Annotated in this window: 10 protein-coding genes; 6 read left to right on the top strand and 4 right to left on the bottom strand. The window is 40.0% G+C overall.

What is annotated here, in order from left to right:
* Positions 1 to 5,459, bottom strand: a 5,459-nt coding sequence (locus tag G3R48_RS12650) for an RHS repeat domain-containing protein (protein WP_212593344.1), incomplete at its 3' end; no start/stop codon positions are given.
* Between the two features lie 413 nt (positions 5,460 to 5,872).
* On the opposite strand from G3R48_RS12650, the gene G3R48_RS12645 reads away from it, so the two are divergent.
* From G3R48_RS12645 to G3R48_RS12620, 6 genes are all read left to right on the top strand, one after another.
* Positions 5,873 to 6,109, top strand: a complete 237-nt coding sequence (locus G3R48_RS12645; protein WP_194823907.1) for a ComEC/Rec2 family competence protein — start codon at positions 5,873 to 5,875, stop codon at positions 6,107 to 6,109.
* 613 nt (positions 6,110 to 6,722) lie between these two features.
* Positions 6,723 to 7,523, top strand: a complete 801-nt coding sequence (locus G3R48_RS12640) for an arylamine N-acetyltransferase family protein (RefSeq protein ID WP_153665135.1) — start codon at positions 6,723 to 6,725, stop codon at positions 7,521 to 7,523.
* Positions 7,524 to 7,700: 177 nt separating this feature from the next.
* Positions 7,701 to 7,937 carry an HP1242/YdcH family protein gene (locus G3R48_RS12635; protein WP_153665133.1) on the top strand — a complete coding sequence of 79 codons (237 nt, stop codon included), beginning with the start codon at positions 7,701 to 7,703 and terminating at the stop codon, positions 7,935 to 7,937.
* 874 nt (positions 7,938 to 8,811) lie between these two features.
* On the top strand, positions 8,812 to 10,194 hold the full coding sequence (locus tag G3R48_RS12630; RefSeq protein WP_153665131.1) for a TolC family protein: 1,383 nt from the start codon (positions 8,812 to 8,814) through the stop codon (positions 10,192 to 10,194).
* Positions 10,187 to 11,440 (top strand): efflux RND transporter periplasmic adaptor subunit, encoded by a 1,254-nt coding sequence (locus tag G3R48_RS12625; RefSeq protein WP_153665129.1) that lies wholly within the window; start codon positions 10,187 to 10,189, stop codon positions 11,438 to 11,440. The genes G3R48_RS12630 and G3R48_RS12625 overlap by 8 nt, the downstream gene beginning before the upstream one ends.
* Positions 11,437 to 14,604: an efflux RND transporter permease subunit gene (locus tag G3R48_RS12620; RefSeq protein ID WP_153665128.1), complete on the top strand. Its 3,168-nt coding sequence runs from the start codon at positions 11,437 to 11,439 to the stop codon at positions 14,602 to 14,604. Before G3R48_RS12625 ends, G3R48_RS12620 begins: the two co-directional genes overlap by 4 nt.
* A 75-nt stretch (positions 14,605 to 14,679) precedes the next feature.
* Here G3R48_RS12620 and sigZ read toward each other — a convergent pair whose 3' ends face one another.
* Genes sigZ through G3R48_RS12605 form a run of 3 tightly spaced genes read right to left on the bottom strand, consistent with a single transcriptional unit; the run spans position 14,680 to position 15,587 of the window.
* Positions 14,680 to 15,252: an RNA polymerase sigma factor SigZ gene (gene sigZ, locus G3R48_RS12615; protein WP_153665126.1), complete on the bottom strand. Its 573-nt coding sequence runs from the start codon at positions 15,250 to 15,252 to the stop codon at positions 14,680 to 14,682.
* Positions 15,253 to 15,262: 10 nt separating this feature from the next.
* Positions 15,263 to 15,421, bottom strand: a complete 159-nt coding sequence (locus G3R48_RS12610) for a hypothetical protein (protein ID WP_153665124.1) — start codon at positions 15,419 to 15,421, stop codon at positions 15,263 to 15,265.
* A 28-nt stretch (positions 15,422 to 15,449) separates the two neighbouring features.
* Positions 15,450 to 15,587, bottom strand: a complete 138-nt coding sequence (locus G3R48_RS12605; protein ID WP_153665123.1) for a thioredoxin domain-containing protein — start codon at positions 15,585 to 15,587, stop codon at positions 15,450 to 15,452.
* Positions 15,588 to 15,672 lie beyond the last annotated feature (85 nt).

The following is a 15,672-nucleotide window of genomic DNA, read 5'->3' as shown; positions in this document are numbered from 1 at the left end:
GACACGTTAATACGGCTAATTCGCTGTAAATCATCATACTGATATGTCTCTGTTCGACCGGTGATAAGATTTGTTTTTGTATTGAGCAAATTTAAATCATTATAATCAAAATTGATATTTTGAAGATTATCACCAGCTCTAACAGTTTTGATGTTAGCAATCTGTCCTGTATTAGACATGCGTACGATACTTTGTTGGGTTCCATTACCAAAATCAACATGACTTGCTGATATCAACGCATCTTGTTTTTTGATAGTAAATAACATCTCGGGTTGCATCGAATGATGCGCCGTAAATAATGTTAATGCCAACACATCGAATGTATTGTAACTTGTTGTTCCGCTGATACTACCGATAGGATGAGTGGTGGCAAAGTGCAACGATGGCAGCAATTTCTCTGCGTTATTCAGCGCATCAATAGGAAAAGCAGAAAGCCCATTAGTACAACTTTTTAAGATGTCTGTATGGTGGTTATCAATCAAATTCCCACCTAACAAACCTCTCACTATTGATGTTGTAGTAGGCGGAGGGGATGCGCCAAATGATTGTCTGGCTATTGCCCCAAAAGAATGCGCAGCCGCCACCGAAGCACTCATTGCTCCCAATGTATGCGCATGACTTGCTATTGCTGGGTTAATTGCACCTGTTGCATGAAAACCACTTGCTATGGCAGGATTAATCCCTCCAGTAAAATGCACCCCGCTTGCAATTCGAGGGTCAACGCCATTATGCAAAGGGTTGTAAGGTAAGGCATTTCCTCTTTCGTGGTCTGCTACTATTTTTTTCTGAGCATCACAACTTGCTTGCATTGACTTTAGATTGACATAAACCTGTTTAAGTTTTTTGTAAGCTGTGTAAAAGTTTTTTGCCTCAAGCGTCGAAGATATGAAAGATTGACCATTATTTAAACCTTTGACTGAATCTAAATAGCCATTGAGATAATGATTTTCAATTCCTAAACCGTCTACAGTTTGGTTTTTAAGTTGTCCTGACGAGGTATAGTTGTAAGTAACCAGATTGGTCACCGCATGCCCACTACTGGTATCGTAAACGCTCTTGCTTTTTTGTAGCCCAGAAGGGAAATAAGTCCGTTGTTTTCTATAGGTGACACGTCCTGACAATGATGTTTCTGACTTGAATTCTCTACCTAAACTATCAAAATAATAACGATATTGTTTATGGTCTTTTGAACTGCTCTTAGAGGTCAAACGCCCCAAGTTATCAAAGGCATAATTAACAATGTCGCCATTACCATAATGTTCACTTGTTAGATTATTAAAGCTGTCATGGTCGAACGTCAGGACACCAATGTAAGGGTCAACGAGTTTAATCTGTTGCCTTGCGCCATTATAAGTGACATGCCATTGCTGATTAACAGCATCTGTTATATTTGAAATACCAGCCCAAGGTGCATATTGATAAGAGACATTATCATTTAAGGCATTTTCTATGGAAATAATGCGACCAAAGCCATCATAACTTATTGTTTTGGTGTTATTTTGATTATCACTAATGACAACATCAGGCTTGCTTAACGAATTATAATGGAAGGAAAGGTTATTGTCTGAAGGGCGGTTAATACTCAGTATTCGTCCTGCGTCATCATATTTATAGTGAGTAAATTGTGGAGAATACCCCTTTAGGTAGGGCAAGCTTAATGATGTCACCAAATCATTAGAGTTAAAGGTACGTGACACTGCAGACCAGGAAGTACCATCAACAAGCTTTTGAGACTTCTCAACCCATCGTTGTTTTGCATCAAAATAGTTTTTCTCTTCTGGCGCCCAAGCGCTTGTTTTATGTACTAAATATGTGCCCGGCTCGCCAATATGGCTAAATGTAAATTGATAATGAGTTACCTTATTTACTGAAGGTGCAGCTTTGTTATAGCTTTTTTCTTGAATTAAGTTAAAGGCGGCAGGAGAGTATTGAGTCTCGGTAATATTTTGACCTTGGTCAATATGATATACCGTATTTTGTACTGTGTTATCAAAACAATCCGTACTTGCATTTATCCAATGCGAACCACTTTCAAGTATTTGATGTTGAAATAATATACCTGAGTGATTGCTGGAACTCGGACATTGTTGCAACACATGGGTGAATTTTTCTTGTCGATGACTGATAGGTTTTGTTGTGTTGTCCGCGGTATTACTCGCTGACACAATTCCATAACGGTCATATGTCAGCGCGATTGTTTGTGTCAGAACACTGTCTATATAGCGTTTTATTGTTGTAGGATTAACTGTATTGTCATAAGTATAATCTTGTTTATCTTTATGTGTTCCTATTAGGTCATCAACGTACATTATCGTACGACTAACAGGCCTATCCAACTCCCATTGCGGCTTGATTGGGTTTGAATTTGCGTATGAGAATGTGATGTCACGACATCCTTGCTTCTCTTTGCATTCTTTTACCTTTAAAGGGTTACGGTAACTATCAAAGGAAATATTGGATTGACTGTTTGTAATTCCACTTTTCGTTTCTGTGTACCCTTTATCCAACACGTTATAAGCTAATTGATGTGGATATTCGTATCCAGTAGTGGCCCCCGAATGCGTAACAGCAGAAGATATAAGTTCAAACGAATGTACTTTTTGATATATAAGCTTCCCACTGAGTGTCATCTTGGTGGAATAAGGGTGCCCTGACAATAATGGATCGGGATAAAAGATGGAGTTTGTCACTCTTTGGCCAAGCAGAGTATTCTCTGTCACCTTTACTGTTTGAAAGCCTGACAATAAATGTAACTGAGGGTTTTTAACGAAGTTATAATAACTATAATCTAGATTTTTCTTAAATCCTTTTGCTGAGCTGGTTACTTTCGTCACAACCAATTTGTTTGCTGAAACGACCCCCAATGACGAAACTAACGAAACCGCGCTACGTTGATGAGAAGGCTTACCATACTCAATGTCAACATGACGCCCCAATCCATCTGTTATTGTGTTAAGTGTGCCTTTTTGAGCCTTGGATAATAATATTTTGACACCATTGGCATTGGCCCCAACTATATCTACCACCCCATCACCATTGACATCGATTAATTTTCTTGGTGGAACCTCAAACCATATTTGGCTAACAAATCTACTTGCTTCACCCCAGTTATTATATCCAAGCCCTGTTATTGCTTCTTTTCTTACTCGGTCATAACCACTTCTGCGACCAAAAGATGTCGTCCATAAACGAGACGGCAATAATGACGCGCCATCATTTAATGCAACATAAACACCATCATCTTTATATTCAACAAAATCAGCTAATCCATCGCCATTTACGTCTTGAAATTGACGCGGGTAAGTTACACGGCTAACTAATCCATTAGATAAGTCATCCTTGCGATTAATGATGTTACGTTGATAATTGTTAATGTCGTTACTAAATTTATTACCGCCTGATAGGAATTCAATTGCCGTTTCTTTATCGTTGCTGCTTGTTTTCAATCCCTGTTCAAAATAAAAAAATGTCCCATTTTTATCAATAACCGCTTTATCTAATCGACCATTACCATTTAAATCAGCAACAAAAACTTCTCGTTCACACGTTCCTTGCGTATCAAATAGCTTAGGGCGTTTAAGGCTTGCTCCCGTTGAACTAGATATTGCGATGGTATTTAATGGACTAAATTCATCTTTATTCGTCACACCTTTTTGCGCCCTAAAGCAGCGTTGAGGCTGACTTTCTAATGCCGAAGACACAAATGTTGGCTTATCACTAGGATTAGTAATATAAGGATTAAATTTAATATTGGGTAAGAAATGGATGCTGTTTTCTTTATAGAGACTAATACTAGATGCTAGAGCCGACTTTGATAAACCGTGACTGTAGTAATCCCCAAACTTGTAATGTTCCTGCGTTGCCTTAGCAATACTATAAAATACACTGATGTCATTAAACTTCACGCTACCATAATTATCTACATCTTTAATTTGAGTATCTGAAAGGCCTAATTTGTTAGTAGCGAACGAATGACGTGAGTTTGCATCATCTTTGTTTGAATAGCCATAAGTTGGCACTTCAACCAAATCCATAAAGCCATCATTATTAATATCAGCGTAATGAATATCTCCTGTAAGGTATTGCATATCTTTACAATCAACCGTGTGGGAGGTGCCAACTCGGTCACTACATTTTATACTGCGGTCATACACCAATTTAAAAGGCGAAAATGTTTTATTTTGCCTATTAAATTGACTAATAAATACACCAGTATTAGTTGTGACAGCAATATCACTCCAGGAGATGCGCTTACCCAAAGGACCCATATCAGTCTCGTTAAGTAAATCAATTTTTATAGATTTAATGTCTTTGAGTATATTTTTGTTATGAAAAGCACTTGAAATTGCCGCGCTTAGCGGTAGCGCTTGTGAGGCAGAATAATTACCTGATTGATTAACGCTGACCACCACCTTGTTATTTTGGTTAATTCCGACAAAATCTTTATCCCCGTCTCCATCAACATCACCAAAAGTAAAATCGTGCAAGTTTTTATAATCAGTTCCATTTAATGTTTGGGGTAGAGAAAGTGCGGGTAACCCAGTAGATTGATAGGTGAATCTAGTTGGTGATATGCAATGATACATATCACTGCAACGTGTTATTTCACTGAGATGCTTGGCAATATAATCACCGTTAACTTGCGCGTTATCGACGGTTAAACGATATTGATAGAGTGAGGAGCCATTAAATGAAAATTCAATATTATCGATAACATCATCGAGTTTAAATGTGCCACCATGTCCTGATATTAATTGAGGTGAAGAAGACTTATAATTAAATTTAACTTGGAATTGTTGTCCACCGAATTCACCTTTTTTAAATCCATACTGTATTGTTTTCAAACATAGAAAACAGTCCCCTGAAAAATCCCACTGATAATTTATTACATTATTATTCTTATCATACTGCTCAGTTCTGGCTAATACATATGCATTGTCGTTATTTGTGTTGGCTTGATATACACCATAGCCACCATGACCATCATATACTTTCATTTTTGTCGGTAATGGATGTTCGTTATCCGTACCATAATCAACGATTTCAGCTTTAATATTATCATTATTAATTTGACGATATTCAGCACCACGGCTTCCATGTTTACCATTAACAAGTACTAACCGTTTGCCATCAAGACATAAATCGGGCACATATTCATGATGATGCCAATAATGTTGAGTACGCTCGGGGGCAATACAGGTTGAAATTGTGGATTTTGCAGAAAGCGCCCAGCCTTTAGTGAATTCGTTATTGGCAATATTAGGGTTATAGTCAAGGGCAAGTGCTGGAGTAAAATGATTGATTGAGTCTGGAACAATTAACTGGATATGGTAATTAGGATCACCGAAATTATTGACATTGAATTGTCCATCAATAGTGCCTACTTCATCGGCTAATATAGGAAAAGAAATAAATGTGAATATCATTAATGACAGGATAATATTTATCTTCTTTAACATTCCAAGTTCCAGTATTTTTTATAAATTTAAGTTCATTATTTATACACGCCAACAGGCGTAAAGAATAATTGACAATAATCACAGTTTAATCATTTAACTACGTTACTTTCTATACTCGAATATTAGTAAGGTTAATAAATAGTAATACATCTAGATATATTACCTATAATTCAGATATTAATGTCTTAGAACGAACTATCACCGAGGAAATGTTTGAAGTTTTAGCGGCTTGTTATTGTATTTAAACAATTTACCGCAAAATTAGTCGAGTGCCTCACTCTAAATTAATTCAAGGAACAAGCGATGAGACAAGCAATTAATTAACCTGTGATTTACATCTCAGTTATTTCACCAAAAAAAATTAAACTTGCAACCCAATTGTTAACATCACAAGATTGGAGCTAATAAATAATATGGGTTATGAAATTGATATTTTAGCAGTAGGTGAAAAATCGAATAGCGGTGACGCTATTGCACTAAGGTATGGCAACTTACATGGGGGTAGAGACGAACAAACAGTAATCATTATCGACGGTGGTTATAAAGATGATGGTCAAAAATTGCTTCATCATGTGAAAGAGCATTATTTAACTGACGAAGTGGATTTGGTAATATCAACGCATCCAGATCAGGACCACATAAATGGCTGATGTGGTCAAGTAAATTTGTACACAGTTAGGGGAGTTATTATAAGGAAAGGCGCTGACGTGAACTAGAGCATCGGATGAATTCAATGAAATATACGCCTTTGATGATGGCTGCATAAATGGATGAGCTTAATTTATTCAAAACTATGATTGAACACGGCGGCCGATGGAAGAAGACCTATACAATACCTGTAGGGGTAATCTCAAAAAATAAAGCGATTAATTGTTTGGATATTGCTATTTATTATAAATCTACAGCTGTATCTACATATATCAAAGAACACTTAATGTAATTTAAATACAAATAGGTTTACTAATAAAGATAAGCGCTAGAAATTTGTCAGCTTATGGTTATATTTTATGTCAGCTTATGGTTTTATCTTTGAGCTAAGTGATTGAAAGCAGTCTACTGGCTATGTCAGGTTATGCTTGCAGCGACAGCGTTGTTGTTTAAAGCATAAGTTGCTTCCCGCGACAGCTGTTGTTTAACGTATAAGCCTGCATTGCTGCGACAGGTTATCTATAAGGTGAAAAAAAGGCTTTACCTCAACCTAGCTTGAGGTTGTAAGCTGCCCAGCAACAAATTAGCCCCTCTTTAAGTCAGTTAGGTTATAGCATGCAACAACAGCAATTAACGCAATACTTTCAACGCATTGGTTTACCCATTAATACTCAAACATCATTAGATAACTTGCGTCAAATTCATCAGGCGCAGCATCGTTCATTACCATTTGAGAATTTTTCAGTCATTAACGGCCAAGCTATCAACCTTGATGATGATGCGATATTTGAAAAGCTGATCCATCAACAACGAGGCGGTTATTGTCATGAGCTTAACGGCTTGTTATTGAGCTTGCTTAGTAGCTTAGGTTTTGAAGTACGCGCCTTACTGGGCAGGGTGCATTTACTTGAACAGCCTACTGGCCGTGGTCACCGCGTGTCGTTAGTGACCATTGATAATAAACCATGGTTAGTGGATGCAGGTTTTGGTGCGTTTACTCCACGTGCGCCCTTACCGATAAGATTAAACGAGCCACTTTATACTGACTTGCAATGTTTTCGCTTTATTGAAGACGATCGCTTTGGGGTGATGTTGCAAATCCATCACCTTGATGCTTGGAAAGACTTATACAGTTTGGACATGACCTATGTCTGCGATAACGATTTAGTGGTAGCAAATCATTTTTCGTCAACACACCCTAGCTCGCATTTTACCTTAATGTGCATTGCCGCTATCGCCACTGCAGAAGGCGTAACAACGTTAGCTAATCAACATTTGAAAATCACAACGCACAGTGGTGTCATCGAACAAGAATTAACGGATAAGGCAGCATACTTTACCGCTTTAAAAACTCACTTCGGCTTAGTGCCTGATATGCCTTTTAGCTTGATTCAGGCTTGTTTTGATGACAAATAACCTTGAATGAGTGACATATTTTTAGGTGATAACTGTGCTATGAGCAATTAGATTAACGTGTATTTATGCTTTGTCATCTTAGCTTAAATAAAGTGTAAGCTTGAGTCTGACATGAAGAACGACTCTGAGTGTCCTATACTGCTTTAAAGTCTATTAATCAGATAAGAAGAGGTGTCCATGCTAGGTGAAAACCATTCCCTGTTGAACGAGTTTCCAGAACATAAAGATATCATTGTCAAACTGGTTGCAAGCGATGAACGCTTTGCAGTTGATACCAAAAAATATAATGACTTAGACGAAGAAATTAGAAAGTTAGAACTAAGAGGTGCACCGATTGATGATGAAGCCATGCATCAATTAAAGCATCACAGAGCAGAGCTTAAAGATTCATTGTTTCAGCGACTTCACCCATAAACATGGTTCTTTCAAGCGGGTGATCAAATGAAGCTTGAATAAATAATCACAAAAACCTAACAAGCCATATTGAGCCATTCAATATGGCTTGTTGTTTATTAACGCTTCGATAGCCTTGATAAGTATTCCAACGAACCAATTTGCCATTTTGCATGCTGTTCAATTTATTTAATCCTTAGATTATCTGATGCCCAAAACCACAATCTTGGCAATGCAATGTATAAGACTCTTTGCGTTTTTGTACTTTAGTGTGCTTACTTTGGCATTTATGGCAGGGGTGTTTCATTTGAGTATTTTTAGCGCATTGGTTGCAATGAATGTAGTAACCATATTTTCCGTACATAGCGGTATAGTTTGTTAATTCAGTGCAATGTTTACAGCTTATCTTATTCTGTTTGGCTGTACCGTTTGTTGGCTCATATATTGATGACTGAAGTTCAGTACTTCTGTTAAAAATTCGGTTTCTCTTATTCTTCTCTTTACGCTGTTATTGCGTTGTCACCCTCCCAACTAAGCGTTTATCTATTGAGTTTACATCTCAGCCATGATTGATAGCGGTCAATTCACTGGTCGATAAGCGATGAATGTAAGAAAGTATGTCTTATAGCAAGGTAGTGATGCAGCGGCATTACATCATCAATGCAAATATCACCATTTAAGTTTAAGTGTTTGTTTAGTCTTACTAATTGTTTGGATTTGATGGGTGTTTTGTTGTTGTGAGTTCCCCAAATAAACTATTGATATCGACATTAAATAACGACACAGTTGTTACTTTGTAAAAACATGCAAAGTTACCGAGTAAAGGCTGTAACTTTTAGTTGTAAATCTCTAAAATCGTTAACATAAAAATAATGACATTTTGGAAGTGAGTTCGATGAATTCCCCCCTTACTGCAACGTTAATTGCAATCTCGTTGGGCATATTAGCCGGCTGCAGCAGCAAAACGTATATTGATGATAAGCAGGTTAATCCTGAGTTGCCGCAAACGTGGCATACCAGTGCTCAATCATTACAACAAAACCAACCCTGGGTCGATGCCATTGCCACGCAACAGTTGTTAGAACTTGCCAGCATTGCACTTAATCGTAATCAAGACCTTATTCAACTGGCCTTAGATGTAGAAGTTAACAAGCAGCAGCTTGTTGTTAGTGACGCTAACTTTTGGCCTGAACTAACGGGTGCACTCAACACTGGGCGAAATGGCAATAATGACACCCAAACTAACACCAACAGTTTAAGCTTAGATGTAAACTACGAGATAGATATCTGGGGCAAATTATCTGATAACGCCAGAGTCACCAAGCTAAACCTACTAACCGCTGAAGCGAATTATCAACAAGCGCGCGACAATTTAGTGGCCGAAGTAGTGAGTGCTTATTATCAAGTAGTGACATCGCAACAACTGGTTAAGTTATATAAACGCCGCACCGACAATGCCAAGGTTAGCTTTGAGATTATTGAGTCAGGTTATGTGCAAGGATTAAATACCGCGTTAGATGTGTATTTAACCCAAAATGAATTTTATAACGAACAATCGAATCTTTATGGTCAACGTACTCAGTTAAATTCTGACATCCGCCAATTGGAGCGTTTATTAGGAGGGTATCCAGCCGCTAAATTAATGGTTAACGCCAAACTACCACTATTACCTAAAGGCATTGAAGTAGGCGTGCCTAGTGAGTTAGTTAAACGTAAGCCTGCACTGCAAAGTGCTTGGTATCAACTGCTCGCCCAAGATGCCAGTGTCGCGTACACCCAAAAACAACGTTACCCATCATTAAAGTTAGGTGGCAGTGTTGGCACTAATAGCAGCGAGTTTGGCAATTTATTTGATGGCGACTTTAGCAGTTGGTCTGTGTTTGCTGGGCTAACCTCACCGATTTTTAATGCTGGGCGCTTAAAAGCACAAACAGAGCAACAAAAACTGCAGCTGAAACAACAAGAGCAGCAATATCTCAGCACCTTATTTACTGCCTTTGAACAGGTAGAAAACGCCTTAGACCTCGATGCTAGCTTGCAGCTGCAATATCAAGCAACCCTCAAGTCGCAAGCCAATGCGCTACAAGCCGAAACCTTGTCGTTTGAACAATATCAACTCGGGCTACAAAGTTATACCACGGTGCTCGACGCCCAAACACGCTCGTTTGTGGCACAAACCTCTGTGATCAATTTAAAAAATCAAATTATTGCTAACCGTATTCAATTGCACCTAGCGTTAGGTGGCGATCTTGATGCTGGTGTAACCCAAGATGAATAATATTATGAATAAAAAATACCTTGTCCCAGCCGTCATTATTGCCGTTGTTGTTGCCGTTATTATGGTGATTACCAGTAATCCACCTAGCTCAAAGCGCGGTGGTAAAAAGCCTGTGAGTAATGTCGCAGTAGAAGTTCGGCAAATTATTCCACAAAACTATCAAATTGAAGTCAGCAGTTTTGGTGTGGTAAAACCGCGCACTCAAAGTTCTTTAGTGACCCAAGCCTCTGGGCAAATTTTGTCAATTAGCGCTAACTTCCGTGAAGGCGGCTTTTTTAATAAAGGCGAAGTGTTAGTGCAACTCGATGACAGAGATTATTTGGCTGAGGTAAAAATTGCTCAAGCAGGGTTATTGCAAGCCAAACAAGGTCTGCAAGAAGAACAAGCCCGCGTTGACCAAGCATTGATCGACTGGAAACGTTTAGGCAATGGCCGTGAACCTACTGAGTTGGTACTACGCCAACCACAATTAGCTGCAGCGCAAGCCGCTATGTTGTCTAATCAAGCCCAACTTGATAAAGCGTTATTAGCATTAGAGCGGACTAAAATTGTTGCGCCATTTGATGGCCGTATTTTAGAAAAAAGTGTCGATGTTGGCCGCGTAGTGACAACTAATGCACAGTTAGCCACTATTTACGCCACCGATTATGTTGAAATTCGTCTGCCAATTAATAACAAAGATTTGGCGCTAGTTGACCTTCCTGAGCAAGGTAAAACCGCGGTTGCACCAGTGCAATTTGAGTCAGACCTTATTGGGGTTCAACACTGGCAAGGACAGTTAGATCGCACTGAAGGTGCAATAGATAACAGCTCACAACAACTGTATGTGGTGGCTCAAATTGACGATCCATTCAGTTACCAAAGTCACAAGCAAATGCCCCTTAAAATTGGCCAATACTTAACGGCCAACATTCAAGGAAAAGTATTAACGGATGCCATTGTCATTCCGACTAAATCAATCTATCAAGGCAGTTACGTGTATGTGGTGCAAGCGGGCAAGTTATTGCGCACGGAAGTGTCGGTATTGTGGCAAAACAGCCACGATGCGGTGATTGCATCAGGGCTTAATGCAAATGATGACTTAGTATTAACCTCATTAGGGCAAGTCAGTTCTGGTACTCCTGTCGCCGTTGCTGGCATGGACAAGCCAAATAAAGAACGAGCCCAGCGTTCAGGTGATATGGCCAAGGCTGACCGACCTCGTAAAGCGGATAAAGACACTAAGCATAAGGAGGCGCAACAATGATTGCTTGGTTTACTCGTAACCATGTTGCGGCCAACTTATTAATGCTGTTTTTGTTGGTGATTGGCTTAGGTTCATTATCTACTCGTATTCCGCTTGAGGTGTTTCCAAGTGTCGATTCAGAAGTGGTATCAGTAAATATTTCACTGCGCGGTGCAACCCCTGAAGATGTCGAGCAAGGGGTGACTATTCGTGTTGAAGAGGCGATACAAGATCTTGAAGGCATTAAAAAGATCACTTCTAATTCTTCTGAGGCAGCATCAAACGTCAGTATTGAAGTTGAAAGTAGCTATGACCCGCGTGAGTTGCTCACGGATATTAAAAGCCGAGTTGACGCTATTAATACCTTTCCTGCAGACGCTGAAAAGCCAGTCATTGCTCTGGCGCAACGTAAGCGTGAAGTGATTGCTGTTACCGTTACCGGTAAATACAGCGAAAAGGAAACCTTAGAATTTGCCGAAGTTGTGCGTGATGAGTTATTGCGCCTTGATGGCGTTACTCAGCTTGATTTAAGTGGGGTTCGAAACTACGAAGTCACCTTAGCGGTGCCGCAAGATAAGTTGCAACAATACCAACTTACCTTAAGCGAAATTGCCAGAGCCATTAATGCATCGAGCACGGATATCTCCGCGGGTAACTTGAAAACCCAAGGCGGCGATATCTTATTGCGCTCAAAAGGCCAAGCGTACTATAAAGACGAGTTTGCTAACATTGCTATTAAAACGGCGGCAGACGGAACGATTATTCGTTTAAGCGACATTGCCAATGTGATTGACGGCTTTGAAGAAACCCCCGTGCGCACACGTTTTAATGGCGAACAAGCCGCATTTATTGATGTGTACCGTATTGGTCAACAAAGCGCGATTGATGTGGCCGATAAAGTGAAAGGTTACATTGATTCTCGCCAAGCCACTTTGCCAAACGGTTACAGCTTAAGTTACTGGGATGACGACTCAGAAATTGTTAAAAATCGTATTGCCACTCTTGCAGGCAGTGCCATGCAAGGGGGCATTTTGGTCTTGTTATTGCTGACGCTGTTTTTGCGTCCCTCCATTGCTTTTTGGGTGTTTATTGGTATTCCCGTGTCGTTTATGGGTGCCTTTATCTTTATGCCGTTTTTCAATGTGTCACTGAATGTGATGAGCCTATTTGGGTTTATTTTAGTGCTGGGGATTGTGGTGGATGACGCCATTGTCACCGGGGAAAATATTTATAGTCATTTAAAAACGGCTCCCAACGGTGAAATAGCCGCAATTAACGGTGCCAAAGAAGTTGCTGCACCTGTTACCTTTGGTATTTTAACCACCGTGACTGCCTTTTTACCGATGATGTTTATTGAGGGCAACCGCGGCGCTATTTTTGCGCAAATCGCCATTGTGGTGATCCCCGTGCTGCTGTTTTCATTAATTGAGTCTAAGTTCGTGCTGCCAGCGCATCTTAAGAACATTAAGATGCGCCACCAAAATCAAAAGCAAAACCGCTTTGAAAAAATGCAGCAAAACTTTGCCGATGGTTTTGAACGCGCCATTATCAGGTTTTACCAACCGGTTTTACGCATCGCCTTAAAAAATAAAGCCGCGACATTAAGCTTATTTACTGGGATGTTGTTTATTATTTTTGCTCTATTAATGACAGGCTGGACCAAGTTTACCTTTTTCCCGCGCATTCCAAGTGAAACCGTACGCTTAAGCTTGACTATGCCTGCGGGCACACCGTTTGAAGTCACGAATAAGCACATTATTGATATTGCGGCTAAAGCCAAAATATTGCAGGACAAATACATTGATGATGACACTAACCAAAGCATTATTTTAAATATTTTGGCCAGCACAGGTGGCCGTGGTGGCACTTCAAATGCGGGCAGTGTTCGCTTTGAAATTACCCCGCCAGAAAAACGTGAATCTGATATTACCTCAGGACAATTATTGGCCGAATGGCGACGGATGGTTGGCAATGTACCCGGTGCTGAGTCGGTAACTTACCGTGCTGAAATTGGCCGAAGTTCTGACCCAATTGATGTGCAGTTAAGTGCCAATTCACTGGAAACCTTACGAGAAATTGCTGATCAAGTGAAAACGCATTTAGGCACTTATCCAACGGTGTTTGATATATCTGACAGCTTATCTAACGGTAAAGAAGAGTTGCTTATTGAACTGACAGAGCAGGGTAAAGCATTGGGCTTTACTCGTGAAGAAGTCACTAATCAAATACGTAGCTTCTATTTTGGTTCGCAAGTACAGCGAATTCAACGTGGACGTGACGATATTCGAGTGATGGTACGTTTACCGTTAAATGAACGTCAATCATTAGCCGATTTAGAAAAAGTGTTGATCAGTACCAGCCAAGGCGCACAAGTGCCATTGGGGCATGTCGCTAAAATGACCGCAGGCAAAAGTCCGTCAACCATTAAGCGTATTGACCGATATCGGGTGCTTAATGTCACTGCCGATGTTGATAAAGACAACACCAATATGACCATCTTGCAGGCCGACTTAAAAACCTATCTTGATGGCTTAGTGGCTCAATACCCTGGGGTGCGCCATTCACTTGAAGGTGAGGCCAGAGAGCAAAGTGAGAGCTTTGGTTCATTGCAATGGGGCTTAGTGTTTGTGTGCTTTATGATATACAGCTTATTGGCGATTCCATTTAAGTCATACATACAGCCGTTTATTGTAATGAGCGTGATCCCATTTGGTTTAATTGGTGCGGTAATAGGGCACTGGATAATGGGTTCAGCATTAACTATTTTCAGTATTCTAGGGATGCTGGCGCTGGTGGGCGTAGTGGTGAATGACTCGTTAGTCTTAGTTGATTTTATTAATAAGAAACGTGCTAAAGGTATGGACTTAGTTGAAGCGGTATTAACTGCCGGCGCCAAACGCTTTAGGCCCGTTATGCTAACCAGTTTAACGACCTTTATTGGCTTAATGCCGTTGTTAATGGAGCAATCGACTCAGGCGCAGTTTTTAATTCCAATGGCAATATCACTGGGCTTTGGGATTATCTTTGCCACCTTTATTACGCTCATTTTAGTGCCGGTTAATTACATGGTGGTTGAGCATTTCAAAGGGGTGAAAGTGGACGAAGCCGAGTTTGATAGAGACTACGGCGACAGTTTTGCCCCTGAGCCAATGGCAGGACGTCATCCGACACCAGCGGCCAACTAACGCTAATATGGTGCGCGCCATGGTTTACGTGGCGCAGCGCCAAATAAGGCGGGCGCGTTAATGGCGGTCAATCGGTTAGCAATTACCACCACCGTTATGGCCATTTTTACGCGTATACGACACCAGATTCCCCTTAGCGTCGAGCTGAAAATCACAACATTGATTAAATAGCGCATACAACGACTGACGACTTTTTTGTACCCGCGACTTTAACGTTGAATACTTGATGTCTTGTTGCTCAGCATAGGTTTTTTGGGCAATCCCTTCTAGCTCTACAGCAGTAAGTAATGCCGCCTCATCTTTAGATAAACCTTTTATAAAAGGGGTGATGCAGTCGGTCATTTGCTCAAAAATATCATCAGTTTCTTCTAATGCACAATCATGCTCTTGCTGTAATTCACTGGTTTGATTTTTGGCGCGTTTACGATAAAAATCAATCATGGTGTGATTAGCTATTTGAAACAGCCAAGACTTGAGTTTTTTCGTGTCTTTAATGGTTTCTAAGTTGTGATAACTCTTGATCAATACTTCTTGCAGTAAGTCATCAACATCAGCATGGTTTGAGACATTTTTACTGAGAAAAGCACGCAAACTACTGCGATATTCCGCCCAAATGGTTTCAATGCTAATCGTGGTTGGGGCTACCATAAACACTCCTTCAAGGTGGGTTAACGTCATGCAAAAGCGCAGCTGATAACCGTGTGAATGAACCATTATCCCAAAGATATTGCTCGTTAGTGACATGTTGCTTTAATGCATCAGATTCACCTTCAATGTATTCAATAATGGTGTCTAACTCAAATGGTACAGTCGCCATATTTGTCACCATAACGGGGACTTGAGCATTAGTTTAGAGCAAAACACCATTGTGGTTTGTCACTTAAACGCATGTATTTACTTCTATCGGCAAAGTTTGCCGCCGCGAATACTGTGGTTTCGCGTTGCACAAATGGGCAAATCTTAGCGCTAATTCGGTGGCGCATATCAGATGTCTTTAACGCCGTTATTCAAACTGATTACTCATAAGACGAAGACCGCTAAAAAAGACGACCGTTTTTTATTAATATT

It is taken from the genome of Shewanella intestini (assembly GCF_018221465.1).
Lineage (GTDB): Bacteria > Pseudomonadota > Gammaproteobacteria > Enterobacterales > Shewanellaceae > Shewanella > Shewanella intestini.
This window is presented reverse-complemented; position numbering and strand designations above follow the sequence as displayed.

Coding starts and splice junctions, on each gene's coding strand:
- G3R48_RS12640 (WP_153665135.1), top strand. CDS start 6,723: ATGCAACAACAGCAATTAACGCAATACTTTCAACGCATTGGTTTACCC.
- G3R48_RS12605 (WP_153665123.1), bottom strand. CDS start 15,587: ATGCGCCACCGAATTAGCGCTAAGATTTGCCCATTTGTGCAACGCGAA.
- G3R48_RS12635 (WP_153665133.1), top strand. CDS start 7,701: ATGCTAGGTGAAAACCATTCCCTGTTGAACGAGTTTCCAGAACATAAA.
- G3R48_RS12610 (WP_153665124.1), bottom strand. CDS start 15,421: ATGGCGACTGTACCATTTGAGTTAGACACCATTATTGAATACATTGAA.
- G3R48_RS12625 (WP_153665129.1), top strand. CDS start 10,187: ATGAATAATATTATGAATAAAAAATACCTTGTCCCAGCCGTCATTATT.
- G3R48_RS12630 (WP_153665131.1), top strand. CDS start 8,812: ATGAATTCCCCCCTTACTGCAACGTTAATTGCAATCTCGTTGGGCATA.
- sigZ (WP_153665126.1), bottom strand. CDS start 15,252: ATGGTAGCCCCAACCACGATTAGCATTGAAACCATTTGGGCGGAATAT.
- G3R48_RS12645 (WP_194823907.1), top strand. CDS start 5,873: ATGGGTTATGAAATTGATATTTTAGCAGTAGGTGAAAAATCGAATAGC.
- G3R48_RS12620 (WP_153665128.1), top strand. CDS start 11,437: ATGATTGCTTGGTTTACTCGTAACCATGTTGCGGCCAACTTATTAATG.